This window comes from Vibrio makurazakiensis (genome assembly GCF_050337375.1).
In the GTDB taxonomy this organism is placed as follows: Bacteria; Pseudomonadota; Gammaproteobacteria; order Enterobacterales; family Vibrionaceae; genus Vibrio; species Vibrio makurazakiensis.
In genome coordinates this window covers 24,232-48,598 of the sequence record NZ_JAKJSW010000030.1, presented here as the reverse complement: position 1 = coordinate 48,598, position 24,367 = coordinate 24,232, and the positions used below count along the sequence as shown (strand labels likewise).

24 protein-coding genes and 2 pseudogenes are annotated in these 24,367 nt (G+C 42.9%); 20 read left to right on the top strand and 6 right to left on the bottom strand.

The genetic code is table 11. The features are described 5' to 3' along the window. Positions 1-59: 59 nt before the first annotated feature. Positions 60-374, bottom strand: coding sequence for an iron donor protein CyaY (gene cyaY / locus L4C33_RS05220; RefSeq protein ID WP_428811391.1), 315 nt, complete (start codon positions 372-374; stop codon positions 60-62). A 75-nt stretch (positions 375-449) separates the two neighbouring features. Here cyaY and lptM point away from each other — a divergent pair, with 75 nt between their 5' ends. The 8 genes from lptM (at position 450) to L4C33_RS05180 (ending at position 10,340) form a co-directional block, all read left to right on the top strand. Then, entirely contained in the window at positions 450-578 is a 129-nt protein-coding gene (gene lptM, locus L4C33_RS05215) for an LPS translocon maturation chaperone LptM (protein WP_428811390.1), read from the top strand. A 41-nt stretch (positions 579-619) separates the two neighbouring features. Next, on the top strand, positions 620-1,873 hold the full coding sequence (gene lysA, locus L4C33_RS05210) for a diaminopimelate decarboxylase (RefSeq protein WP_428811389.1): 1,254 nt from the start codon (positions 620-622) through the stop codon (positions 1,871-1,873). Positions 1,874-1,884: 11 nt separating this feature from the next. Then, on the top strand, positions 1,885-2,715 hold the full coding sequence (gene dapF / locus L4C33_RS05205; RefSeq protein ID WP_428811388.1) for a diaminopimelate epimerase: 831 nt from the start codon (positions 1,885-1,887) through the stop codon (positions 2,713-2,715). A gap of 28 nt (positions 2,716-2,743) precedes the next feature. After that, positions 2,744-3,448, top strand: coding sequence for a DUF484 family protein (locus L4C33_RS05200; RefSeq protein ID WP_428811387.1), 705 nt, complete (start codon positions 2,744-2,746; stop codon positions 3,446-3,448). Next, positions 3,414-4,346 carry a tyrosine recombinase XerC gene (xerC, locus tag L4C33_RS05195; protein WP_428811386.1) on the top strand — a complete coding sequence of 311 codons (933 nt, stop codon included), beginning with the start codon at positions 3,414-3,416 and terminating at the stop codon, positions 4,344-4,346. Before L4C33_RS05200 ends, xerC begins: the two co-directional genes overlap by 35 nt. Positions 4,347-4,358: 12 nt before the next feature. Next, positions 4,359-5,075 carry a 5-amino-6-(5-phospho-D-ribitylamino)uracil phosphatase YigB gene (gene yigB / locus L4C33_RS05190; RefSeq protein ID WP_428811385.1) on the top strand — a complete coding sequence of 239 codons (717 nt, stop codon included), beginning with the start codon at positions 4,359-4,361 and terminating at the stop codon, positions 5,073-5,075. Between the two features lie 124 nt (positions 5,076-5,199). Next, a complete protein-coding gene (locus L4C33_RS05185; protein ID WP_428811384.1) occupies positions 5,200-7,695 on the top strand; it encodes a bifunctional diguanylate cyclase/phosphodiesterase in 2,496 nt (831 codons plus the stop codon). A gap of 161 nt (positions 7,696-7,856) precedes the next feature. Then, positions 7,857-10,340, top strand: a complete 2,484-nt coding sequence (locus L4C33_RS05180) for a bifunctional diguanylate cyclase/phosphodiesterase (protein ID WP_428811383.1) — start codon at positions 7,857-7,859, stop codon at positions 10,338-10,340. Positions 10,341-10,465: 125 nt separating this feature from the next. Here L4C33_RS05180 and L4C33_RS05175 read toward each other — a convergent pair whose 3' ends face one another. Together L4C33_RS05175 and L4C33_RS05170 are read right to left on the bottom strand one after the other, a co-directional pair. Continuing rightward, positions 10,466-11,080, bottom strand: a complete 615-nt coding sequence (locus L4C33_RS05175; protein ID WP_428811382.1) for a tRNA-uridine aminocarboxypropyltransferase — start codon at positions 11,078-11,080, stop codon at positions 10,466-10,468. A gap of 18 nt (positions 11,081-11,098) precedes the next feature. After that, positions 11,099-12,028, bottom strand: a pseudogene (locus L4C33_RS05170) (COG3650 family protein); the annotation flags it as partial. 5 nt (positions 12,029-12,033) lie between these two features. On the opposite strand from L4C33_RS05170, the pseudogene L4C33_RS05165 reads away from it, so the two are divergent. Then, positions 12,034-12,237, top strand: a pseudogene (locus L4C33_RS05165) (EVE domain-containing protein); the annotation flags it as partial. Positions 12,238-12,308: 71 nt separating this feature from the next. On the opposite strand, the gene L4C33_RS05160 reads toward L4C33_RS05165, so the two are convergent. Beyond that, positions 12,309-13,139, bottom strand: a complete 831-nt coding sequence (locus L4C33_RS05160; protein ID WP_428811381.1) for a Cof-type HAD-IIB family hydrolase — start codon at positions 13,137-13,139, stop codon at positions 12,309-12,311. 156 nt (positions 13,140-13,295) lie between these two features. Continuing rightward, positions 13,296-14,291, bottom strand: coding sequence for an alpha/beta fold hydrolase (locus L4C33_RS05155; RefSeq protein WP_428811380.1), 996 nt, complete (start codon positions 14,289-14,291; stop codon positions 13,296-13,298). Between the two features lie 90 nt (positions 14,292-14,381). Between L4C33_RS05155 and rhtB the strand changes: the two genes are divergently transcribed. The 7 genes from rhtB to L4C33_RS05120 all read left to right on the top strand — a co-directional run bounded on the left by rhtB (position 14,382) and on the right by L4C33_RS05120 (position 20,806). After that, positions 14,382-14,999, top strand: coding sequence for a homoserine/homoserine lactone efflux protein (gene rhtB / locus L4C33_RS05150; RefSeq protein ID WP_428811379.1), 618 nt, complete (start codon positions 14,382-14,384; stop codon positions 14,997-14,999). A gap of 35 nt (positions 15,000-15,034) precedes the next feature. Then, positions 15,035-16,258: an EAL and HDOD domain-containing protein gene (locus L4C33_RS05145; protein WP_428811378.1), complete on the top strand. Its 1,224-nt coding sequence runs from the start codon at positions 15,035-15,037 to the stop codon at positions 16,256-16,258. 95 nt (positions 16,259-16,353) lie between these two features. After that, positions 16,354-16,695 carry a metalloregulator ArsR/SmtB family transcription factor gene (locus L4C33_RS05140; protein ID WP_428811377.1) on the top strand — a complete coding sequence of 114 codons (342 nt, stop codon included), beginning with the start codon at positions 16,354-16,356 and terminating at the stop codon, positions 16,693-16,695. 16 nt (positions 16,696-16,711) lie between these two features. After that, a complete protein-coding gene (locus L4C33_RS05135; protein ID WP_428811376.1) occupies positions 16,712-17,713 on the top strand; it encodes an ArsJ-associated glyceraldehyde-3-phosphate dehydrogenase in 1,002 nt (333 codons plus the stop codon). A 41-nt stretch (positions 17,714-17,754) separates the two neighbouring features. Further along, positions 17,755-18,246, top strand: coding sequence for a cyclin-dependent kinase inhibitor 3 family protein (locus L4C33_RS05130; RefSeq protein WP_428811375.1), 492 nt, complete (start codon positions 17,755-17,757; stop codon positions 18,244-18,246). 203 nt (positions 18,247-18,449) lie between these two features. Further along, positions 18,450-19,670: an organoarsenical effux MFS transporter ArsJ gene (gene arsJ / locus L4C33_RS05125; RefSeq protein ID WP_428811374.1), complete on the top strand. Its 1,221-nt coding sequence runs from the start codon at positions 18,450-18,452 to the stop codon at positions 19,668-19,670. Positions 19,671-19,792: 122 nt separating this feature from the next. Next, on the top strand, positions 19,793-20,806 hold the full coding sequence (locus tag L4C33_RS05120) for an acyltransferase (RefSeq protein WP_428811373.1): 1,014 nt from the start codon (positions 19,793-19,795) through the stop codon (positions 20,804-20,806). A gap of 62 nt (positions 20,807-20,868) precedes the next feature. Here the strand turns inward: L4C33_RS05120 and L4C33_RS05115 are convergent, their stop codons facing one another. After that, positions 20,869-21,198 carry a DUF2500 domain-containing protein gene (locus L4C33_RS05115; RefSeq protein ID WP_428811372.1) on the bottom strand — a complete coding sequence of 110 codons (330 nt, stop codon included), beginning with the start codon at positions 21,196-21,198 and terminating at the stop codon, positions 20,869-20,871. A 242-nt stretch (positions 21,199-21,440) separates the two neighbouring features. Here L4C33_RS05115 and L4C33_RS05110 point away from each other — a divergent pair, with 242 nt between their 5' ends. The 4 genes from L4C33_RS05110 (at position 21,441) to L4C33_RS05095 (ending at position 24,345) form a co-directional block, all read left to right on the top strand. Next, positions 21,441-21,815, top strand: coding sequence for a DUF4145 domain-containing protein (locus tag L4C33_RS05110; RefSeq protein ID WP_428811371.1), 375 nt, complete (start codon positions 21,441-21,443; stop codon positions 21,813-21,815). Between the two features lie 922 nt (positions 21,816-22,737). Beyond that, positions 22,738-23,358: a lysoplasmalogenase gene (locus L4C33_RS05105; RefSeq protein WP_428811370.1), complete on the top strand. Its 621-nt coding sequence runs from the start codon at positions 22,738-22,740 to the stop codon at positions 23,356-23,358. Positions 23,359-23,441: 83 nt separating this feature from the next. After that, complete coding sequence (locus tag L4C33_RS05100; RefSeq protein ID WP_428811369.1) at positions 23,442-23,678, top strand: YecH family metal-binding protein; 237 nt, start codon at positions 23,442-23,444, stop codon at positions 23,676-23,678. Positions 23,679-23,760: 82 nt separating this feature from the next. Continuing rightward, a complete protein-coding gene (locus tag L4C33_RS05095; protein WP_428811368.1) occupies positions 23,761-24,345 on the top strand; it encodes a YhgN family NAAT transporter in 585 nt (194 codons plus the stop codon). The last annotated feature ends 22 nt before the right edge of the window (positions 24,346-24,367 follow it).

Sequence of the window (24,367 nt, the reverse complement as noted above, 5' to 3'; positions counted from 1 at the left end):
TAAAAAAGGAGTGATAATTCACTCCTTTTTTGTATTTATTTGATAAGATCTCGAGGTGTTTATACCCAATGGATCTCTTCACCTGCGTGTTTTACGCACTCTTCTTTTACCATCGAAAACAGCTCTACGCCTGTCTTTGAACAAATCCACTGCCCTTCAACAAGCTTGAAGTGGAAGCCTCCAGATTTTGAAGCTAACCAGATTTCATGCATAGGTTCTTGGCGGTTGATGATGATCTGACTGCGGTCTTCAAATTCCAGTGTCATTACGTTACCTGTTACTTCGTAATCCACATCTGCTTCTGAATCATCAATCGCTTCTTCGATGTTTTGCATCTGTATGTCGACCAGTTGATGAAATTCGGTATCGTTCATCCTTTCTATCCTATTGCTTTTCCTGAGTGTGGTGCGATTATAGGGGGCATTGAGTTAATAATCACGAATTGCAAAATGAAAAAATTAATCACTGCTCTGTTTATGCTGTCTGTTATCGGTCTTTCCGGCTGTGGTCAAACTGGTGGTTTATACATGCCAGACGAGTCACAGCAACAAGAACAACAATCACCAGCAAGCGAATAGATATACGCTGCAGCAATCGTTATTTATAAGGGAAAAGAATTTTGGATTACTTCAACTATCAGGATGATGGCCAGCTTTGGGCTGAGGACGTCGCACTTTCACAATTAGCAGAGCAATATGGTACACCTTTGTATGTTTATTCTCGTGCAACCTTAGAACGTCACTGGAATGCGTTTGATTCTTCTGTAGGCAAACACCCTCATCTTGTGTGTTATGCCGTTAAAGCCAACTCTAACTTGGGTGTGCTTAATACACTTGCTCGCTTGGGTTCTGGCTTTGATATTGTATCAGGTGGTGAACTAGAGCGTGTTATCGCCGCTGGCGGTGAAGCTTCGAAAGTAGTTTTCTCTGGTGTGGGCAAAACTGAAGCCGAAATGAAGCGCGCGCTAGAACTTAAAATTAAATGTTTTAACGTTGAGTCTGAGCCTGAATTAGAACGTTTGAATAAAGTGGCTGGTGAGCTTGGCGTTAAAGCGCCGATTTCGTTACGTATCAACCCAGATGTTGACGCAAAAACTCACCCTTATATTTCAACAGGTTTGCGTGATAACAAGTTTGGTATCGCTTTTGATCGCGCGCCAGCGGTCTACAAGTTTGCACAAAGCTTAGAAAACTTGAGCATTCACGGTATTGATTGCCACATTGGTTCTCAACTGACCGACATTGAACCGTTTATTGATGCGACTGATCGCTTACTAGCGCTTATTGATCAGCTTAAAGCCGACGGTGTGAGCATCAAACATCTTGATGTAGGCGGTGGTTTAGGCGTGGTATACCGTGATGAGTTACCGCCACAGCCTTCTGACTATGCAAAAGCATTGTTAGCGCGCTTAGATAATCATTCTGATCTAGAGCTAATTTTCGAACCAGGAAGAGCGATTGCGGCGAACGCTGGTGTATTATTAACGAAAGTTGAGTTCCTCAAGCCAACAGAGCATAAAAACTTTGCCATCATCGATGCTGCAATGAACGACTTAATGCGTCCCGCTCTTTACCAAGCATGGCAAGATATCGTGCCAGTAAACCCACGTCAGGGTGAGGCTGTGACTTACGATTTAGTTGGCCCAATTTGTGAAACGGGTGACTTCCTTGGTAAAGACCGCGACCTAGTATTAGAGCAAGGTGATCTTCTAGCTGTTCGTTCTGCTGGTGCTTATGGCTTCGCAATGTCATCAAACTACAACTCTCGTTCACGAGCTGCTGAAGTAATGGTAGACGGCGATAAAACTCATTTAGTACGTCAGCGTGAAGAGCTAGCGAGCTTGTGGGAACTTGAAAACATTCTTCCGGAGTAATTTGAAGCGTTATGCATTTCCACTTTTCTAAAATGCATGGTTTGGGTAATGATTTCATGGTTGTGGACTGCATTACTCAAAACATATTTTTCTCCCCTGATTTGATCCGTCGCTTGGCGGATCGTCATACTGGGGTGGGTTTCGACCAGCTACTTGTTGTCGAAGCCCCTTATGATCCTGAGACGGATTTCCACTATCGAATCTTCAATGCTGATGGCAGTGAAGTTGAACAGTGTGGTAACGGAGCTCGTTGTTTTGCTCGTTTCGTTCGTATGAAAGGGTTAACTAACAAATACAGCATCAATGTCAGCACTAAAAAAGGCAAAATGGTGCTGAAGATTGAAGATAATGACCAGATTACAGTGAACATGGGTGTTCCTGAATTTGAGCCAGGTAAGATCCCATTTAAAGCGAAGCAAACTGAAAAGACTTATATTTTGCGTACTGATGAACATACCTTGTTCTGCGGCGCAGTGAGTATGGGTAACCCACATGTGGTGACAGTTGTTGATGACGTTGACACTGCAGATGTGGATACCTTAGGGCCTTTACTGGAATCTCATGAACGCTTCCCTGAAAGAGTGAACGCAGGTTTTATGCAGGTAGTTAGCCGTGACGAAGTACGCTTACGAGTGTATGAACGTGGCGCTGGTGAAACCCAAGCATGTGGCAGTGGCGCTTGTGGCGCGGTTGCTGTCGGTATCTTACAGGGTTTGTTAGCTGAAAATGTAAAAGTGAGTTTACCTGGTGGTGACTTGCACATTAGTTGGCAAGGTCCGGGTAAACCATTGTTTATGACCGGCCCCGCAACCCATGTGTTTGATGGCCAGCTGTCTTGCTAGTTTCAGTTATTAACTCTAAGGAATAGTTTTGTCTTACGTAGAAGCCGATGCTTTAACGGCTGAAGTGGTTGCTGAATACTTACGGGATAACCCCGATTTTTTTCAGCATCGCAAAGAACTGGTTGATCGCCTATCAATCAATAACCAAGAGCAGGGCGCTGTATCTTTGGTCGAAATTCAATTAAAACGTCAGCGCCAACGTATTGAAGAGCTGGAAGAAGAAATTACCAGTTTGATGTCGCTGGCTGCTAATAACGATAAAACGTTTTATGAGTTTATGGAGCTGCAAGATCAGATCCTAAAATGCGACGATTGCATACAGGTGGTGAAAGCCATTGAGGCAAAAGCAAAAGATTTGGGGCTGAAGGCGCACATTAAATTACTGTCGCAAGAGTCTGGTTGCTACTCGTTGTCGCAAGAAAAGCTGCAGCGATTCACTTTAAATCACTTAAATGGCAAAGATGCGTATTTAGGTCGATTGAAGAAAGTTGATCGTGAAAACCTATTTGGTGGAAATGATAGCCCAGAACTTGGGTCATACGTTGTTATGCCTCTGATCAAAAAGTCTACACTAGGGGTACTTGCGTTCTCTAGTGAAGATGGTGGCCATTTCCAACCTTATATGGACACTTTGTTTTTACGCCACTTAGCACTTGTTGTGGCTCATTTGGCGAACTCACTACCATGGCAGAGCCAGAATGAATCCAGCACCCAGTACTCCACTTCCTACTAGCCTGCAAAAGCCTCTTGACCGTTTCTATGAATATCTTCGAAGCGAAAAGGGGCTAAGCCTTCACACTCAACGTAACTACCGTCAGCAGCTTGAAACCATGGCAGAATACTTGGTGGTTCTTGGTTTAAAAAACTGGGAACAAGTTGATGCTGCGTGGGTTCGTCAACTCGCCAGTAAAGGTATGCGCGATGGTATGAAAGCGAGCAGTATTGCTACGCGTTTATCATCGTTGCGTAGCTTTTTCGACTTTTTGGTCTTGAGAGGGATTATGTCGGCAAACCCTGCGAAAGGGGTGTCGGCACCAAGAAAGCAGCGTCCACTACCTAAGAATCTCGATGTTGATGAGGTCGGTCAGCTATTAGAAGTGAATGAAGATGACCCACTAGCGATTCGTGACCGCGCAATGATGGAAGTGATGTACGGAGCAGGACTTCGCTTAGCTGAAATGGTGGGTATTAATGTTAAGGATTTGAGCGCGGGTCGAGGTGAGATCCGTGTTATCGGTAAAGGTGATAAAGAGCGAAAGGCTCCATATTCTGGTTTGGCAGAAGAGTGGGTAGGAAAATGGTTAAAGGTACGTAGTAGTTTAGCGCACCCAGATGAACCGGCTCTATTTGTGTCGAAACTTGGTACTCGAATTTCTCACCGTAGCGTACAAAAACGCATGGAAGAGTGGGGTAAAAAGCAGTCCGTAGCGAGCCATATTAGTCCACATAAATTACGCCACTCATTTGCTACCCATATGCTTGAATCAAGCCAGAACTTGCGTGCAGTACAAGAGTTGTTAGGTCACGAAAATATTTCTACGACCCAAATTTATACGCACTTAGACTTTCAACACCTAGCTCAAGCTTACGACAAAGCTCATCCTCGAGCTCGCAAGAAAGACGAAAAATAGTAGAGGTAACTTATGCACTTTTACCGTAGTCCACGACCAATTAAAGCTATGACGTTTGATTTAGACGATACGCTTTATGATAACTGGCCTGTGATTGCTCGTGTTGAAAAGAAAATGGCAGAGTGGCTTTTTCAGCACCATCCAGTTTCAAGTTCAATCAGCTTGCAAGAGTGGGCGCAGGTCAAACAAAAAGTGGCTAAGCTCAATCCTGATTTGATGCATGATGTGACGGCTTGGCGTCATGCGCAAATTAAAACGGGGCTGATCGAGCTAGGCTATACAGAACCACAAGCAGAGCAAGCGGCAGTGGATGGGATCCAAAGAGCGCTATTTTTACGTAATCAAGTCGATGTACCAGCTGAATCATTAAGAGTACTGGCTGAGTTAGGTAAGAAAATACCTCTAATTGCGATTACGAACGGGAATGTTGATCCAAATAAAATTGGATTAGGTGAGTATTTCCAGTTAATACTCAAAGCCGGTCCTGATGGTCGTGCAAAACCGTACCCAGATATGTTTGTTCAAGCTCAGCAACATTTGAATGTTGAAGCCGATGAGATTCTTCATGTGGGAGACCATTTGATTACTGATGTGCAGGGAGCGAAGCAAAATGGTTTTCAAGCCTGTTGGTTTAATGACGGGAAGCTAAACCTTTTTCAGCAACCTAAAGCCCGTGTATTACCAGATCTTGAAATCCATCTTATCTCGGAGCTTTTAGAAATACTGTAAATAGACATGCCATTAATAGTAAACTGATGCATATGAATGATCGTTTACGAATAATGCTTTGGTTCTTTCTTTTAACTTTAAAGTTATGGGGAAGTTCTAGAGCGTTTGTTATACAAGGTTTGGCATGCAAACATCGATATACCTGTCTCATACGCAAGAGCTGCTGGAGTCGCAGCTAATTGAACGAGAGTGGAGCAGTGATCATCACCACTTAGTTCAAATATTCTCGACTCAACCAGCTACTGTTGTGCAGAGTTGTGCCTCTATTCTTCTAAAGAACCTCCCGAATAGTACGATCATTGGTCAAAGTGCCACTCACCTAATTAAAGGTAATCGCTTAGAAACCTCCGGTACTATGGTGATGGTCAGTGAGCTTTTTGAATCTCACTTAACCGCTTCCGTACAGCCATTCTCTCATCAACCTGAACTCGACAGTCTAGCGTTAGTCGGTGACTTACAATTGACGCCAGCATCGAAAGCCGTCATTAGTTTTTGTGACCAGGTTGATGGTCGAGATTATCCTATTTATTCCGCTTTTGATGAATTGACCCATGCTGTGCCTGTTGCTGGTGGTTTATGCCAGGAAAATAAGTACGGACGTTGGGTGCTGTTTCAGGATCAGATCTTTCAGCATGCCTGTGTCGCCGTCGCAATTCACAATGAAAACCTGAATGTTTGGACGGGGGCATACTCAGAGTGGAACCCGATTGGGATGAAACACCGAGTGACTCACGCAAAAGGTAAGCGATTATTTACTCTGAATGATAAGCCTGCCGTTGATGTGTTCAAACACTATCTTGCTGATGGCCAAGAGCTGCCTTTTCAACAGTTAAAAAACTTTCCTTTGTACCGAGATGTTGGTGGAACGAAAAGTGTCAGTACTGTGTTGAACGTGTTTCCTGATGGCAGCCTTGAATTTGATCGTGAATGGCGAGAAGGGGAAGATACTCAATTTTGCTACAGCCACCCATCATTAACTGTCGAGAAAGTACGCCATGGGGTTGAATCTCTGGTGATGCACCAGCCTGAAACTGTGATGATATATAACTGCGCTTCACGGTTAGATTTTCTTGATGGGATGACAGAGTTAAAGCCGTTTGAAGGGATGCGTAATAATGTCGGCGGTGTGTATTGTATGGGGGAGTTGTACCTTCAAGGTAACTCCCAACAAACGTTACACCACAGTTTAACGTATCTAGCGCTTAGAGAGTCGAATGAACTGCCGGAGTTTAACCGTCTCAATTTCAATAGCGAAGAAACTGTCTCGCCATTACTGAACCTAGTTCGAAATGCGATTTCAGACTTAGATACCATGAATATCAATATGGAACATAAGTTGAATCTACAGGCGAAGAAGCTCACTGATAGCTACCGAATTGATACTCGTACGGGATTGCCTAATCGCATAGCGCTAAAGGAACGCCTGGCTAAGCTCAATGTTAGAGAGCACTTACTTACTCTTAAATTGATCAATTTCCATCAAGTGAATGAAAAGTATGGGTATCAGGTAGGGGATCAGTTATTACGCGATCTTGCTAGTCACTTTAAGACTCGCTTGGAGGAACGTGGCGCTAACCCTTACCCTATTTTGCTATATAGCATTGGTATTGGGGAGTGGGCGATCATCTTTCATGCTGCGAATGATAGTGAGTTTATTAAGCAGAAATTTATCCATTTTGCTGATGCTATTGAGCACATCAACTTTGAACCATATGGTTTATCCGATGTGGACTATTTATCCGTATCTTTATGTGGTGGCTTAGTCAGTCGCCGTGACTTTATGCAGGATTCCTGTGACGACCTGCTACTTAAAGCGATTGAGGCTCGTCGTTATGGCGTCAGGAATAACACGCACATTACCAATGCTAAAGACATTCAGGTGAATGAAGAAGATAGAAAGCATCAGTTGGGTTGGTTAAGTTGTGTAAGTCGCGCAATTTTAGATGAAAATATTATCGCGTATAGTCWGCCGATTGTTGCTGCTCATAGCCATCAGCAAATCGCGCAAGAATGCTTAGTACGTATCATTGAAGGCGATGGTTCAATTATTCCACCTGGTCAGTTTCTACCTATTATCGAAGATACCCACTTATACACACGCCTTAGCCGTCATATGATTAAAAATACTTTGTCGTTTATGGCCGATAAACAAGGCTCGTTTTCGATAAACTTATCACCTCAAGATTTGATGAGCGACAGGACATTAGAAATTCTTGAATCATCCATAGGTTTATTGAACGACCCGAGCAGAATTGGCCTTGAAGTATTGGAATCGGAAGAGATAAAAGACTACGGAAGGATGATTGAAGTGTGTAATTATTTCCGCGCTTTAGGAGCGAGAATCATCGTTGATGATTTTGGTTCTGGTTATTCTAATGTGGATGAAATTATCAAGCTTGAGCCCCAAATTATCAAACTCGATGGTAGCTTAATTCGTAATGTTGATAAAAATCCAAAACAGAGAAAGATAGCCTCGCAATTGGTGCAACTGTGCCAGGTGTTTAATGCCAAAACCGTTGCTGAGTTTGTACATAACCAAGAAGTTTGCTCGATAGTCGAAGATATGGGTGTGGATTACCTACAAGGTTATTATTTAGGTGAACCCAAGCGCCTATATTAAGAGGTCTAGCCCCTAATAAGTTGAATGCATATTGGTAGGGAGTACAATTGAGCTTCCTATCATCTAGCTCACATTATTTATAAAATGACGCGGTGAATTCGTGCAAAGCGTATAAATTGCGAGCAGTATGTTTCTTCATTAACTTTTCAATTAATGTGTCTATGCAGTCTACTTCTATTTGGGTTAAGCATTTCGAACAACTCGAAATAGAGTTAGGGCGACTTAACTTTGATGCTAACGAACCATTATTGGTTCAGCTGTTCTCTTCTATGACGAAAGAGCAGGTTGAATATGCCAGTGTATTGATTCAAACGGTGCTCCCAGCAGCAACCTTAGTTGGCTGCAGCGCCAATCATTTTATCGATAAAGGTAAAATAAGGCATCAAGGACTGTTTCTGGTTGTTACGCGTTTTGATAGCGTTTCACTTTCCCCAGCACTAGCTCACTATGGTAACGACCTCACAAGCGCCAGCGTCGAACTTTATCATCAGTTAAATTGCTCTGAACATACTCAATCGGTGATTTGCTTTGCTGATCGTTTGGACATGGGTAAAACCGAATTGTTTTCCGCATTTAGCAACTCGCTACCTGCCGTACATATAGCTGGTGGTGCATCAACTATTACTGATAATGGCCGTTGGGTTATGCTCAACGGACAATGCTACGAAAATGCTTGCGTAGCCGTGTCTCTAAACAGTCAAGACTTGTCAGCTTGGACTGGGTATTACACAGAGTGGAACCCGATTGGTAAAACCTTTCGAGTGACGAGTGCTCAGGGCAAAACCATCCATACTATTGATAACCAACCCGTTCGACAGGTTTATAATCGTTACTTAGCTGATGGTGGGGAAGTCCCGTTTAATCAGCTCCATGACTTCCCACTAATGGTCGGCGATCCGCGAGAGCAAAATATCTTCTTGCCAATTAAGGCGACAGAGTCAGATTCGATTGAGTTTGATGGTGAATTTCATATCGGAGATGAAATTCGTTTTTGCTATGACCATCCTTCACTAACGCTAGAGCAACTACGCCTAGGCGTTCAGCAAATGGCTACCTCGTTACCTGACCAGTTTTTTATCTATAACTGTACTTCGCGTCTCGATTTCATTGAAGGCAATCAAGAGGTCAACGTTTTTCAAGAAGTCAGCGACGGTTATGGAGTGTATTGCATGGGTGAACTCACTCATGACAATGGGCAGCAGCGGATCTTACATCATAGCCTTACTTATCTTGCATTACGTGAAGGTCAGTCTTGCGGTTCTATTCCTAAGATTGTTAATGAAAGGACGAACTCCATTTCCCCATTATTCTCATTGATCCGTAATTCATTACTGGATGTCGATGAAATGAATGTAGGGATGGTGAGTAAGATACAAGAACAAGCGAATGACCTAACTGCCAGCTATCGTCTCGATAAGCGAACAGGCTTACCTAATCGAAGTGTTTTGCGCGAAAAACTGGTGAAGATGGATCTTTCGAGCCACTTGTTGAGTTTGAAAGTCATTAACTTTGGTCAGATTAATGAAAAGTATGGTTACTCAGTTGGCGATAAGTTACTGCATGATTTGAGCGAGTATTTTCAGTCGGTATTACGCGATCGTTTTAACGAAGAGTGCCAGTTGTATAGCATTGGTGTTGGTGAGTGGGCGACAGTCTTTAAAAGCTCTGCCAGTAACGAGTATATCCTGCAGCGCTTTTCTGACTTTGCCGATGAAATTGAGCATGTGAATTTCGAGCCTTTGGGTTTGCCTGATATCGACTATTTGTCGGTGTCGGTTAGTGGAGGGCTTGCAAGCCGAAGTGATTTCCCTAAAGAATCCGTTGATGACTTACTTTTGAAATCGATTGAAGCTCGTCGACATGCGGTCAGTAATAATAAGCACTTTGTAAACGCTCGAGCATTAAAGTCTCTAGAGAGTAATCGCCAAGAGCAGTTAGGTTGGCTGTCTTGTGTGAGTCGAGCGGTGCTTCATCAGAATGTCGTGGCGTGTGCTCAGCCGATAGTTGAGGCTGGAACTCATCAAATCGCCAGTTATGAATGTTTAGTTCGTATTGAAGAAGATGGTCAAATCATTGCTCCGGGTAACTTCTTACCTATCATTGAAGGGACGCATCTGTATACACGCCTTAGCCGTCAGATGATCCAGCGTACTTTTGATTATATGAGTGAAACTACCGATTCGTTTTCTATTAATTTATCTCCTCAAGACCTTTTGAATGAAAAGACCTTAATCCACTTAGAAGAGTCGATTAAGAAAATTAGCCACCCACAGCGTATTGGTTTGGAAGTGTTAGAAACGGAGCAAATCAAAGACTATGGACGAATGATTGAAGTCTGTAATCACTTTCGAGAGCTTGGGGTGAGTATTATTGTTGATGACTTTGGCTCTGGGTATTCCAACATCGATGAAATCATTAAGCTTGAACCACAAATTATCAAGCTTGATGGGAGCTTGATTAAGAATATTGACCGAGACTCTAAACAGCGAAAAATTGCCCATCAACTGGTGAACTTATGCCAAATTTTGAATGCTAAAACCGTCGCTGAATTTGTACATAACCGAGAGATTTGTTTGATTGCTGAAGATATGGGGATCGACTACCTGCAAGGTTTCTACTTTGGCAAACCGGAACGAATTTTCTAGTCACTAATGGTAATTAGTTGATAACTTTCAATCGTTTCACGTGAAACATAAGTGCGAGTGTAGCCATACATTCGCACTTATGTGGTTCTGGTTGGTGATGTGTGAGCACTAAGCACAATGAGTCATTATGAAAGTGCGTGCCCGCATTTATCCGCTTTAAACACTCGCATATACAAATCAAAATATTGGTCGAGCTGCTGTGCGTGATCTGTATGACCAGACTCCACTAATAGCTGGCTGCCTACCTCACAAGTACAGAGATGCCCTTCATCTTGGTTTCGTCTCAATTGATAGTTAGAAGTCTGCTCTACTTTTAGATGTACGCTAGGGAGTTTACTTAACCAGTCACTCTTATTGATCATTTTCTTTGCTTCTTGCCACGTACCATCAAGGATAATAAATAGCGGAGTTTGCCCAGATAAGCTTGAAGTAAATGCTTCGCTGGTCGTAATGCTATCTTCTGTTGGGTAAACCACAAAAGCTTGTATTTTAGGGTTAGCAATTTTATCTAATAAGTCTTGAGGTGGTGACTTACGCTGCCACTCGTAAACGTTGCAATGGTTTAGAGTTTGAGTGAGCAGCTTCCCGGTGTTGGTATCACGGGTGAACTCGTTACTGTGGGTAAGAAGCGCCAGTTCTATATTACTGTCAATGCGGGGTACGTGGTGACAGATGCATTGATGACGAAAACCACATTCAGGGCAAGGTTCTGGCTGAGTCTGAGACATAAGTTTAGGCATCGATTACTGAGTTCCCGTAGATTGCTTGAGTGGGGCTTTGAATAATGTCAGCCCACCATTTGCTATTGGGTAAACGACATTGCCAACTTTTTCTTTTTCTGCGGTTAACTGGTTGTCTGTGCGACTAAAGATGCGTTCAGAAACTAAATACTGTTGCTGATGACGCGTCATGACGACTTGAACTTGTTTATCATTTAACTGTTGCCAAAAACCTTTCTCGATAGTCGGTAAGTCTTCTCCGGTATAGCGATAAGTTGTAGATGCACTGTGGTCATCATTCAGTTTTAGTTCTACAGAGAAGCCTTCATTTTTAATTGAGTTTGCTACGTAAGAACCTGCCCATCGTAGAGTCGGGTCTTGGTTTGCTAGTGTCGCGCAGCCTGAGTACTGTTTATCAGAATCCGTCAGGCTTGCTTGCCAGCCATAGAGCGAGTCGCTCATTCCATCGCTGCAGGTTACCTGCTTGAGTTTGAGTTGCCCGTCGCTGAGTTGATATTCACGGCTTGTGCTGGAGATGTGACTGCTGGTAATTGGGAGCCTGCGTTTATCTTCTCCCATCTTAGAGAACTCTAAATGCTGTTTTGTGAAGCTTGCTGACCAAAATGGTTCAGTGCCGAACACTCGGGTTGAACGAATGGGTTGTTGGCAGCGATTAGGGTTTTCTGCGGTCAGCATATTGATCTGTTTTACAACAAAGCGAGCAGCGTAGTCGGCGTTGTAACCCGTTTGACTTGGTGGGGCTAAATAGCCAATAAGTTCGCTATACATTGGCTCGTAAGGTTTTCTAGCCAGTTGCAAAGCGAGTTGGGTTTGCTCTGGTTTCATGTCTAACCAAAATTGTTGTTGGCTACCGCAAGGTGTAAAGGTTCGTGTTTCATGGCCGACGACAGCTTGACCTCGAATAATAAAGGTTTGAGGCTGAATGCTTTCAGGGACATCTAAACGAGCTTGTCTCTAAATCAACGCAAGATAATCCTCGTTGGATTATGGTCGATGTTGAATTTGTGCGTAATACGGAGCGCATAATTCCACTCGCGACAATGAAAGCTATGCCCGAACTCGAAAATATGCCGTTGGTGAAACGTGGCAACCGTTTATCTATCATGCCGGTATCAGAATCGGAATGGCAGGCTATTCTAACGAAAGAAACACTCTAGCTTTTGCTATCCAAAACTGAATAAAGAAAAGGCAGCGAACTCGCTGCCTAGTGTGTCTTTGAGTTAACTGTTTATAGCAGGTTATCTTTGAGGAAATGAGCCACAGCATCATCGGCATGACTACCAATTACAGGGTTGTTGGGTAATGCTTGCATCACTTTTTCGTGTGACGTTGCCATAATTAGTCCATGACCAGCCATATCCAACATTTCAACATCATTCATACCATCACCAAAAGCGACACAGTTATCTAAGGCAAGGTTCAGTGACTTTGCTACCGCTTCCAAAGCGTGACCTTTAGACACTTCCGCTGCCATCACTTCTAAGCACCAAGGTGTCGAAAATGCGATATTCAGTTTGTCACCAAAAGTATCTCTTAGCTTTTTCTCAAACGTGACTAAGTGTTCATGATCGTGCTCTGGGTGTGTGAAGAAAACTTTAGCAATACCTTCACTCGGCGCTTTATCAGCCTCGAAGCGTTTGTAACTAAAGCCGGATTCACTGTGGAATTTCGCTAACATTTCGTCTTCGCGGTCCAATAACCAATCTTCATTTTGGTACATGTGAATAAAGATATTTGGATCTTGGCGAACCACATCAACAACCGCTTGCACTAAATTTTGAGGAACATTTTGGCTGTACATCAGCTGATCATTTTGGTCGTGCACACGCGCGCCATTTGAAGTGATCATATACGCTGGGATCCCCGCTATTTCACGGATACCTGCAACATCAACGTGGTGACGACCTGTCGCGAAAATAAACGTATAACCTTGCTGGTGGAGCTCAGTTAAAGTTTGTTTGGTGAAGGGGCTTAACTGGTGGTTAGGTGCCAGTAAAGTACCATCTAGATCCGATGCAACGATTTTAATGCTGTCTTTGTTGAATGTTGATGTCGTCATGTAGCCCTCATTAGGTTATTACTTGGATGCTAAAGCTTTACGCGGTTGCTTAATACTGTCGATTTCGACTGATAAATTGTATGCGAAATCGGAGACATAAAAGAGGGTAAAGCTCAGGTTGTTCTTTTCCTCTTTATTCCACACTCACTTGTATCGTTATTTGCCGGGATGGTTAGTGAAAAACTGATTGATGGCATCTAGCCCCTGATTACGGAACTCATCCTTTTCAAATAACACTTCATGCTGTGAACCATGGACAATTTTAAATGCACAGCCTGGATTGGTCTTCGCTAGTTTTTTGATAAATCGAACGTGAGCTTGATTGCTTACGATACGATCGTCCCCAGCTTGAACTAACAGTAGCGGCACCTTAATTTGTCGAGTCATAAGGATGCACTGTTTAGCCGCCATAAGCCCTTGCCAAACCCATTGGCTACTTGCTCCTCCCACTTTCAGTTGTGGCTTATCCTCATAGAGTTTTCTAAACCATTCGTAACGCACTTGACTTCGAGTGAGTGGATTGTTGTCGAAAGGTTTTGGAAAGTAGGCTTGCTGACCCGGTGCGTAGGTAGGCCTTGGGTAAACCGCTGCCAGAATTTGACTTAATAAAGGGGCAAAGGGCTTCAAGTACCACTCCAGGTTCACTCCAAACATAGGTGCACTTAATGCGACCTTTTGGAATGGGTGATTTGGATTTGTCTGTAAATAGCGAGTGGCGATCGCTCCCCCCATAGAGTGCGCAAGTAAGTAGCATGGCTTGTCATCTGATAGAGAAAAATGTTCGACTATTTGCGCCATGTTATTCACGTAATCATCAAACTCAATCACATGACCAATATCAGAGCCCTTAACAAGCCTATCTGACATTCCTTGCCCCTGGTGATCGTAGGAGTAAACATCAAAGCCCTGTTGATATAAGTCGTAGAACAGTTCTTGGTATTTCCAACAAGATTCAATGCGGCCATTGACGACCAGTACTGACTTTTTGTGGCTTGGGTTCGTGAGCTTACACCAGTAGAGTTTTTTCTTATCTGCCGTTTTGAAATACCCTTCTTCTCGCTGTTGCCAAAGCTGAGAAATTGTCTGTTTAATCGCTTGCTCGAAGCTTGGCTCTTGCGTATAAGTGTGATTATTGGAGCTAGATTCAGCCATGTTACTACTACCTAAAAAATGCTGCTGGTTTTGAACTTCAGAAAACCCTATTTGATAAATGTTAGATTAAACCACTAATAAGGAAATGCAATGGATACTCATGTTTGGTTGGCGTATGTCGTTACTGCGATTGTATTTAGTTTGGCTCCAGGCTCAGGTACGGTTAACTCTATTAGTAATGGTTTGAGCTACGGTACTCGTAAATCTTTGGCATCTATTGCTGGTCTTCAAATTGGGTTGGCTTTCCACATTATGTTGGTTGGTGCGGGAATTGGTGCGTTAGTTGCACAGTCTGCATTAGCTTTTACCATTATCAAATGGGTAGGTGTGGTGTACTTAGTTTGGCTAGGTATTCAAAAATGGCGAGATCGCTCAAGCATGATCGCTCAGCAAGATGTGGAGTCACTTTCTGGTTTTACTCTTATGCGCAAAGCGGTGCTTATTAATCTGACTAACCCTAAGTCGATTGTATTTTTAGTGGCTCTTTTTCCTCAATTTTTGAACCCAAGTGAGCCACAGCTGCCACAACTTTTGGTGTTAGGTGTTACCACAGTAATCATTGATGGTGTCGTTATGTTAGGCTATACATCATTGGCTGCGCAAATGGGACGATTCATTCGTTCAGATCGCGTCATGGGCCGAATTAACAAAATCTTTGGTGGTATGTTTATGGGGTGTGGTGCCTTATTAGCTGCGGCTAAAGCGTAATAATATTTAGCACTTAATATTTGAGTTATTCATAAATGACTACGACATACGTTGCTCGTCAACCTATCTTTAATCGAAAAAAGCATACTCTGGGTTATGAGTTGCTATTTCGTGATGGTGAGAGCAATGCTTATCCAGCGCACATAGATTCGAATCGAGCGACGTATCGTCTAATAGTTGAAAACTTTTTATCAATAGGGACGAACCCATCGATCCCTGCTTCTCGATGCTTTATTAACTTCCCATATTCGAGTTTGATTCGCCGGTTACCACTGAGCTTGCCAAAAGATAAGGTTGTGGTTGAAGTACTAGAAACATGCTTACCAACCGATGAATTATTAGAGGCCATTCAAGACCTTTACCAGCAAGGCTATATGATCGCACTGGATGATTTTACTTTTACTCCAGAATGGGAACGTTTCCTACAATACGTACATATTGTAAAGCTCGATATTATGCAGATGGGGTTGGATGTTGCGTGTGATGTAGTGAAGCAGCATAAAGGTAATAAGTACCAATTTTTAGCGGAGCGGATCGAAACTGAATCTGAGTTTGAGCAAGCAAAATTAGCGGGTTTTAAATTCTTTCAAGGTTACTTTTTTAGTAAGCCTGAAGTGGTGAAAACCAAATATATAAGCCCAGAGCAAGTGATTGCCATGGAGCTGTTTCAAGAAGTGTGTAAGCCTGAAGTAGACTTTGTGCGAATAGAAAAAGTAGTCGCGAAAGATGTCGCACTTTCTTATAAGTTACTGCGTTTTGTGAATAGCATGTCGCCTAGGTTAGAAGTGACGATATCTTCATTTAGGCAGGCTCTTGTTTATTTAGGACAAGACAAACTGAAGATGTTTGTTTCACTCGCGGTTGCGTCTTATGTGTCAGACAAAAAACCGAAAGAGCTTTATAGCTTATCGCTACAGCGCGCACAGTTCTGTCAGTTGATGTCTCGCTATCATCCATTTAAAAGCCACTCGGAACAGGCGTTTATGATAGGACTATTTTCTATTTTGGATGCGCTTCTCGATCTCTCTCTTGAGTCTTTAGTCGAGCAACTACCTTTGTCTAAAATGATTAAAGTTGCTTTATTGCGTAGGGAAGGGCCTTTGGGTACCTTGCTAGCGTTAGAAGAAAGCTTTGAACTTGCCGATTGGCAAGGGATTGAAAAGCACTGTAACCACCTGGGGCTACGGGTTGAAGATGTTCGTTATGAGCTTATTGAAGCCCAGCGTTGGAGCCAAAATATGAGTCATAACCCCGCATAAAGCTCTGTGAATGTTTTATTACAATGAAGGCACACGTATTGACGTGTGCTTTTTTTTACCTAATATATACGCATATCCATATATGAGTATGTTAGATGTTACCCCACCAATTTTTCAAACTGCTTTCAGATGAAACACGCGTACGTTGCGTGATGCTGATTGTGCGTCAGGAATGCCTTTCTGTCGGTGAACTCACACAAGCGCTTCAAGAAAGCCAACCTAAAATTTCTCGTCATCTTGCTCAGTTAAGATCGGCTGGAATCGTAACGGATGTTCGCCAAGGTCAATGGGTGTTCTATCGCTTATCTGATGGGCTTCCTGGTTGGATGAATAAGTTAATTGAAGATTTAGTAGCATCAAATTGTTTAAAAACTGAATATCAAGCAGACATGGTCAGGTTGCAGGAAATGTCGAACCGCCCCGTATGTTGCCAATAAAAGTAGAGATTAAATTATGACGGTAAAAGTAGGAATTAATGGATTCGGTCGTATCGGTCGTTTGGCTCTTCGCGCGGCGTTTGATTGGCCAGAGTTAGAGTTTGTTCAAATCAATGATGTGGCAGGTGATACAGCAACGCTTGCTCACCTTCTAGAGTTTGACTCGGTCCAAGGTCGCTGGAGTCACGAAGTTGTGGTTGAAGGCGATGAGATGATCATTAACGGTCAACGCATTAAAACAACGCAAGAACGCGATATTGATGCGATCGACTGGTCTGGCTGTGATGTGGTAATCGAAGCGACAGGTGTTCACCGTAAGACATCTTTCCTAAACAAATATCTAGAGCAAGGCGTGAAGCGTGTTGTGGTATCTGCGCCAGTAAAAGAAGAAGGCATTGCAAACATCGTTGTCGGTGTGAACGACAACATCTTTGACCCAGCAGTACACAAAATTGTTACGGCAGCGTCTTGTACAACAAACTGTATTGCGCCTGTGGTTAAAGTGATCAATGAAAAGTTAGGTATCGAGAATGCGTCTTTTACGACTATTCACGATCTAACCAACACGCAAACTATTCTTGATGCGCCACATAAAGATTTACGCCGTGCACGTGCATGTGGCATGAGCCTTATACCGACAACAACGGGCAGCGCTAAAGCGATTGTTGAGATCTTCCCTGAGCTTGAAAATCGTATCAACGGTCATGCGGTTCGCGTACCTCTAGCGAACGCTTCTCTGACAGATATCATCTTTGAAGTGAAGCAAGACACGACAGCAGAAGAAGTTAACGCGATGCTGAAAGAAGCGTCTCAGAATGAACTGAAAGGTATTCTTGGCTTTGAAGAGCGTCCACTGGTTTCTATCGATTACAAAGGCGACCAACGCTCAACCATCGTAGATGCACTATCAACTATGTTAGTTGGTAAGCGCATGGTTAAGATTTACGCTTGGTACGACAACGAGATGGGCTACGCAACGCGTACAGCAGAGCTAGTACGCACCGTTGGCCTTGCATAAGCCTGCATACTTAAGAAATAGTAGAATCTGGAGAATACATAATGACACATCCAACATGGCAACTAGATTTAGAAACTGGTGCGTTAGTGCTTACTCCGTGTCCTGGCACCAAAGACGCTGATCTAGATGCATCTCTAGCTCAACTTAAAGCGCAAGGCGTGGAAGCTATCGTGACAGCGCTTGATGACCATGAGCTTGCTAGTAAAGATGTTGCGGCACTTGGTGAGAAAACACGTGCGTTAGGTATGCAGTGGTTCCAAATCGAAATTGAAGACGATTGTGCACCAGGTGCGAATTTTGCTGAAAAATGGCAGGCAGCTAGCCTAGCATTACATCAAGTTGTTGATAATGGCGGTAAGGTAGCAATGCATTGTATGGGCGGTTCTGGTCGTACGGGGTTGCTAGCAGCACATCTGCTGTTAGAGAAGAGCTGGGATCTAGGCAAGATTGTTCAAGAAGTGCAATCACTTCGCCCAGGCGCATTCACTAAACCAATCCAGGTTGAGTATATCAATGGCGTAGCTTCTGCGTAGCTCTTCATACTTGAACCTGCAGCGTTGTTAACTGCGCAAGTTCACCCTAATCACATAGAACACCTATGCTCATAGGGCTGAACTTGCTTGTTGCCTAGCTGCAACTCCAATTATTTTGAGTATAAGTTAAGTGGAAAGTAAGGAATTAGAGCTTTTGGACATCTATGATCTAGAAGCTCTTTTTAGATTGCAGAGATAGCGTTATGTTTTCAAATCTAAGTAAGAGCGTTCGCCAGTACATGTTGGTGACATTCAACTACTGGAACTTCACCATTACTGATGGTGCACTTCGTATGCTGGTGGTTCTGTATTTTTACGATCTTGGCTACAGTTCGTTAGAAATCGCCTCACTGTTCCTTTTCTATGAGTTTTTTGGTGTGGTGACGAACCTAATCGGCGGCTGGTTAGGGGCCCGTCTTGGACTCAACAAGACCATGAACATCGGGTTAGGAATGCAAGTCGTCGCGCTCGGTATGCTTGCGGTGCCATCCGCAATGTTGACTATCCCTTGGGTAATGACAGCGCAGGCATTATCTGGTATTGCCAAAGACCTCAATAAGATGAGTGCCAAGAGCTCAATCAAAACCTTGGTACCTGATGAACAGCAAGGCGCGCTTTATAAGTGGATTGCGATTTTGACCGGATCTAAGAATGCGCTTAAGGGTGCAGGCTTCTTTATTGGTGGCTTATTGCTTTCAACGATTGGCTTCCAATACGCAGTGATTGCGATGGCAGCTGTATTGGCATTGGTCTTCGTTGGTAGTGTGGTGAGCTTAGAAGCGGACATGGGTAAAGCGAAAACTAAGCCTAAGTTCAAACAAATCTTCTCTAAGTCTGAATCAATCAACATTTTATCTGCTGCGCGCATGTTCCTATTTGGTGCTCGTGACGTGTGGTTTGTGATTGCTCTGCCAATTTATCTCGGTAGTGTATTTGGTTGGGATCACTCATGGGTTGGTGGTTTCTTAGCGGCTTGGACTATCGCTTACGGTTTTGTACAAGGCATAGCGCCTAAGATTACTGGTAAAGCCCAAGGCAAGGTACCTGATGGACATGCGGCACTATTATGGGCAGGAGCTCTGGCTATCGTGACCGCTAGTATTGCTTATGCCGTGCAAATTGGCTGGCAACCCGAATTTGTTATCATCGGTGGCTTGATGGTGTTTGGTGCTATCTTCGCGGTGAACTCATCATTGCACTCATACCTGATTGTGAGCTATGCGAAAGGTGATGGTGTGTCGCTTGATGTTGGTTTCTATTACATGGCGAATGCGATGGGTCGTTTGATTGGCACTATTCTTTCGGGCTTGGTATTCCAAATGGCCGGTTTGTCTGCATGCTTGTGGGTATCATTTGTTTTCTTGGCTATTACCACTGTTATTTCACTTCGTTTACCTAAGGTGCCACAAATTACGGCCGCTTAAGTAACGATATTGTGTATCGTTTTGAACTCGCTAGAGCTTTTACATTAAGCTGACTCGGTATTCATACCAGTCAGCTTTTTTGTTGCTATAGTGTGAAGATTAGAATTTAATCAGGTGGTTACATGAAGCAACGCGTATTATTTTTTGACTTGGCTCGGTGTGTCGCTGCGGTTGCTGTTATTGCCATTCATGTACTTGCCCCGTATCGACATGAATTGAACTCTATTCCTTTCGACCAATGGTTTACTGCCGTTGGTGTTAACAGTATCAGCCGTTGGGCGGTTCCAGTATTTATTTTGATTACTGGTGCTTTGATGCTTAGCGATCAAAGACCTTTAGATGCTAAATATTATGTAAAGCGTCGTTTAGGCAAGGTATTGGTTCCATTCATTATTTGGTCTCTCTTCTATACCTATTTGTCTGGTTGGTCACTGGCTGGATTTGATAGTGAGACGAGCTGGAAGGTCCTTGCGGAAAGCTATCATCAGTACACCTACTACCATCTAGGCTTCTTCTACTATTTCATACCACTGTATTTTGTGATCCCATTTCTACAAATCATGGTGCGCAAAACCGGTGACACAGGGGTCTACGCATTAACCGCGGTTTGGCTATTTACGACGTTACTGTTTTTGCTCGGTATTGACGGGCCGTGGAGCCATGAATTGTGGCTATATGCTGGCTACTTACCGTTAGGCTACATTCTTTATAAGAAAGTACCTTTAAATCGACTGTCATTGATAGTCAGTGTATTGCTGGGGGGAGTTGCGCTGGTCAGTACTGTTTATATGGTTGTTGAGATGAGCGTTGCTGCTGATGAATACACGGTGGGGCGCTGGCTATCGTATAAAACTTTAAATACCGTGTTGGCGGCAAGTATGGTGTTTATGGTTTGTCGTTATTACGGTGAGAATTTATCCCAGAACGCCAATAAGGTAGTTAGTATTATTAGTCAGCACAGCTTGGGTATTTACTTGCTTCACCCAATCTTCTTATGGCCAATGAAAGAATTTGAGTGGCACCAAGGTCACCCTGCTTGGGTTATTCCATTATGGATAGTGATCAGCGGTAGTGGTGCATTATGGATGAGTTGGATGTTATCTAAATCGAGTAAAACACGTTGGCTGCTGCCTTAGCGCCAACGTGATATTTATGAAGTGGCTAGCTTAATCGTTTAGCTTACTCGCTAAATAGTAAGTTAACGTTTTAACGCGAAGTGCAAGAATTTGTCACCTTGGTAAGTCAAGGTACCCTTATCGCCAGGGTTCAATGCATGAAAGTAGTGAATACCCACTTGAAACTCACGCTTTGGCCCTAATCGGCCACGTTGCACATAAATCCAGTACTCTTGGTCTTCTTGGCCTGGTTGTGCTTCTGGTATATCGATAGACTGTTTATCCAGTACAGTGACATCGGCTTTTTGCTCTGGCGCATTTTCACCTTGCATGTGCTTTCGATAAAAGCCAACAAAGACCCAGCCAGCAAGTAGAGCAAGAGTGAGTATCGCGAAAAATATTGAGCTTGGCATAGAACCTCCAAAGATAAACTGTCGCTATTCTAATGTGACATTAAGGAGAGCTGTGTGTTTAAAGGCATTATTCGTGAAGTCTAAAACTAAGCTTTGTTTTTTTTCGACTTACTTCACGCTTATCAACGATTTAGTTTAGGATATTGAAACAAACAACTGCTAGGTCACTCAAACCTATAACGGAATATAGAAGAATAGGGCAAAGCTCTACTAAAATAATTAGGCATAGTAGGAGGGCTGAAATGTCAGATATTGAAACAGTCGTCGTAAGAACTCGACGAATAGAAAAACTACTCAGGCTGCAATACCATGCAGAAGGGAAAGGCTTACATCAGCTGATAACCAGTAGTGAAGAACGTTTACCACATGATGTGATAGGTAAACTGCGTTTTATCGCAACCATTCGAAATAAAATTGTCCATGAAGAAGACTATAAGTTAGAGGATAAAAAACAGTTTCTATCGGTGTGTGATGAATGCGAAAAAGAACTAACGCCTCGAAGTGGGCGCTTTGTTTGGCGCGCTGCAATCCTACTTATGACCGTTATTACCTTGGCTGCGGCTGGTTTCTACTATGCAAACTGGGATTTCTTTTCTCAACATATTTCAATCCCATAGTGATATACATAAATAAAAAAAGGGACGCATGAGCGTCCCTTTTTTTATTTAATGCAAATTGCTTAGTACATCATTGGCAGTGTCATTAGGCCAACAACTACTGCAATCATTACAAGGCCTTGTTTTTGTGAAGAAGAAATCATAACACTGCTCCTTTATTCTGTTGATTCTCTCTATGTTTTTAAGAATAGCACTAATAAATGGGTTAGATCAACTATTACTTTCGAAAGCCCTAAAAGTACAGGTAAGTTTGTCAGGTTTTGGTTGTTTTTAGGTGTGTTTTCTTGTGGTTTTGTGGTGGTTTAATAATGTTCGTTGTGCTTTTTGTTTGTTCTGTTTTGTTTTAACTTGTTGATTTTTTGGTGTTTAATTGAGTGAATTACTATGTTAAGAGATGTTAAAGTGTATTAATGGCTTGTCGGTTGTATCAGCTTGGTGTTTGTAGTGTTTGTTGTGTTTTACTTTATTTTAAATCCCGTAGATCGTAATTATTCTCAATATGGTGTCGATTGAAATGGACGAATAACCTTACTAACCTCCAATATGAAGTCTACAGCTCCTCTCTAGCTATTTTGTCTTAATCTATATCTTGTTTGATTTTAACTTATTGTTTTCAAAGGTGTATTATGTTTTGGTGATTCACTGTTATTTCCGTTTTTTCTAGAGTTTTATTGTTTTTAACTCTTCCATTGTAGAGGCAAGCTAGCTGTGGGTTAGCAAGGGCTTACTTTATTGAGTTTTCTCATTTTATGGTAAGACTTGTATCGTGAGGCGAAGGGGAGTTGGCAAACTAGGGTAAGTTTGAGGGTATAGATTCAATTCTCACGGAATCACAATCAAGATCGAAGTTTCAATGATTGATACTTTACTTCATGCTTAGTCCGCCTAGACTAGCGGCGATTTGTCGTAAGAAGGTAAGTGTATGTGGAGTTGGGTGGCGGTTTCATTGTCTGGTATTGGTGCTGTATCAGGAACCAAGCAGGGACATAGAACACAGTCTCTATTCTACAAAGTACTGACCTTTGCGCTTTTAGCAGCTATGGTTCTTACACAGGCTCCTTCCGTGGAGTTCTCGTACTGGGTTATTGCTGGGCTGCTTGTTTCTGCTGTGGCTGATTCTTTCCATACTCTTACTAAAAAACGCTCACTGTATTTTTTATGTTTCCTCGTAGCACAACTTTGCTATAGCAAATCATTTTGGTTACAGCTTTCTGGAGAGTTTGTTTGGTGGCTGCTTGCGTTACTGCTAGCGGCAAGTGTAGTGGCGTTTTTCTTGTTATTACCTCAACTCGATAAAGTCGTATTTCCCGTTGTTATTATGGGCATTATGCTTATTCAGCTCACTTGGGCAGCTGGAGAAGTATGGCTCGTTGATCCTAAACTAGAGCATGCTCTGGGGTTGATGGGATGTATAGTGCTTGCGCTCTCTGCGTTAGCCAGCGCACTAAACCGCTATCGAAAGCCAATTGCTCGGGCATACATGTGGGTGACAGGGAGTTACTTCTTGGCTCACGGGTTGATTGTCGCGTCGGTCGTTGTGTGATTATCTGAAAGCTGCTCTGAATCAAAGTCGATTTTTGATTGTCCGATACTATGATGGTCTCATTAAATAACTCAGAGGCGAGCATGACGACAGAAATCCACGCACATAACGTACTTAACTTATTACACGAAAAACCAATGACTCGTAGCGAGTTGGTTGATTTTCTGGCGGGTGAATATGGTGCAGAAGCTCGCTTTCATACCTGCAAATTGAATAATTTGGATATCGATGCGCTGCTGACCTTTTTCTTTAAAATGGAAAAAGTTGTTCAAGACGGTGACAAGATCATGACCAATATGGCACGAGTATGTAGCCACTAAATAGTAATAAAGTCTGTCATAATTCGAAAAGCAAGAATGGGGCTGCTATACTCCGCGGATTCTAGCTTTTCGAGACATTTTCATGGAAATCTTATCTGCAGCAACCATGCTGTTCCTTATCATGGACCCACTTGGTAACCTACCAATTGTTCTATCCATTCTTAAACATATAGATCCAAAACGTCGTCGAATGGTTTTAGTTCGCGAGTTGGTTTTTGCTCTGATTATCCTGATGTTGTTCTTGTTTGCTGGCCAAAGTATTCTGAACTTTCTACATGTTCAGCCAGAAACATTGAGTATCTCGGGTGGTATCATTCTATTCATCATCGCGATAAAAATGATTTTCCCTAGTGCTGGTAGCATTACTGGTTTAGCTGCTGGTGAAGAACCGTTTATTGTGCCGATGGCAATCCCTATGATTGCGGGTCCTTCAGTTATTGCTGCATTAATATTGCTGTCGACCCAGAACCCAGACAACATGCTTGAGCTTTCTCTCTCAGTGTTACTTGCATGGGGTGTGACCTTCTTCATCCTGATGTTTAATGGTTTCTTCTTGCGAATACTCGGTGAAAGAGGCTTGAAAGCGATCGAACGTTTGATGGGCCTATTATTGGTCATGCTATCAACCCAAATGTTCTTAGATGGTATCAAGGGCTACATGTCTTAATTGTCGAATTGATAAAAAAACG

What these genes read in the sequence shown, in the direction of transcription:
- L4C33_RS05110 (WP_428811371.1), top strand. Translation starts at nt 21,441, where the DNA reads ATGTCAGATATTGAAACAGTCGTCGTAAGAACTCGACGAATAGAAAAA.
- L4C33_RS05135 (WP_428811376.1), top strand. Translation starts at nt 16,712, where the DNA reads ATGACGGTAAAAGTAGGAATTAATGGATTCGGTCGTATCGGTCGTTTG.
- L4C33_RS05175 (WP_428811382.1), bottom strand. Translation starts at nt 11,080, where the DNA reads ATGCCTAAACTTATGTCTCAGACTCAGCCAGAACCTTGCCCTGAATGT.
- lptM (WP_428811390.1), top strand. Translation starts at nt 450, where the DNA reads ATGAAAAAATTAATCACTGCTCTGTTTATGCTGTCTGTTATCGGTCTT.
- L4C33_RS05155 (WP_428811380.1), bottom strand. Translation starts at nt 14,291, where the DNA reads ATGGCTGAATCTAGCTCCAATAATCACACTTATACGCAAGAGCCAAGC.
- L4C33_RS05145 (WP_428811378.1), top strand. Translation starts at nt 15,035, where the DNA reads ATGACTACGACATACGTTGCTCGTCAACCTATCTTTAATCGAAAAAAG.
- L4C33_RS05140 (WP_428811377.1), top strand. Translation starts at nt 16,354, where the DNA reads ATGTTACCCCACCAATTTTTCAAACTGCTTTCAGATGAAACACGCGTA.
- L4C33_RS05160 (WP_428811381.1), bottom strand. Translation starts at nt 13,139, where the DNA reads ATGACGACATCAACATTCAACAAAGACAGCATTAAAATCGTTGCATCG.
- cyaY (WP_428811391.1), bottom strand. Translation starts at nt 374, where the DNA reads ATGAACGATACCGAATTTCATCAACTGGTCGACATACAGATGCAAAAC.
- L4C33_RS05120 (WP_428811373.1), top strand. Translation starts at nt 19,793, where the DNA reads ATGAAGCAACGCGTATTATTTTTTGACTTGGCTCGGTGTGTCGCTGCG.
- L4C33_RS05115 (WP_428811372.1), bottom strand. Translation starts at nt 21,198, where the DNA reads ATGCCAAGCTCAATATTTTTCGCGATACTCACTCTTGCTCTACTTGCT.
- L4C33_RS05095 (WP_428811368.1), top strand. Translation starts at nt 23,761, where the DNA reads ATGGAAATCTTATCTGCAGCAACCATGCTGTTCCTTATCATGGACCCA.
- L4C33_RS05130 (WP_428811375.1), top strand. Translation starts at nt 17,755, where the DNA reads ATGACACATCCAACATGGCAACTAGATTTAGAAACTGGTGCGTTAGTG.
- L4C33_RS05180 (WP_428811383.1), top strand. Translation starts at nt 7,857, where the DNA reads ATGCAGTCTACTTCTATTTGGGTTAAGCATTTCGAACAACTCGAAATA.
- arsJ (WP_428811374.1), top strand. Translation starts at nt 18,450, where the DNA reads ATGTTTTCAAATCTAAGTAAGAGCGTTCGCCAGTACATGTTGGTGACA.
- rhtB (WP_428811379.1), top strand. Translation starts at nt 14,382, where the DNA reads ATGGATACTCATGTTTGGTTGGCGTATGTCGTTACTGCGATTGTATTT.
- yigB (WP_428811385.1), top strand. Translation starts at nt 4,359, where the DNA reads ATGCACTTTTACCGTAGTCCACGACCAATTAAAGCTATGACGTTTGAT.
- dapF (WP_428811388.1), top strand. Translation starts at nt 1,885, where the DNA reads ATGCATTTCCACTTTTCTAAAATGCATGGTTTGGGTAATGATTTCATG.
- L4C33_RS05100 (WP_428811369.1), top strand. Translation starts at nt 23,442, where the DNA reads ATGACGACAGAAATCCACGCACATAACGTACTTAACTTATTACACGAA.
- xerC (WP_428811386.1), top strand. Translation starts at nt 3,414, where the DNA reads ATGAATCCAGCACCCAGTACTCCACTTCCTACTAGCCTGCAAAAGCCT.
- L4C33_RS05105 (WP_428811370.1), top strand. Translation starts at nt 22,738, where the DNA reads ATGTGGAGTTGGGTGGCGGTTTCATTGTCTGGTATTGGTGCTGTATCA.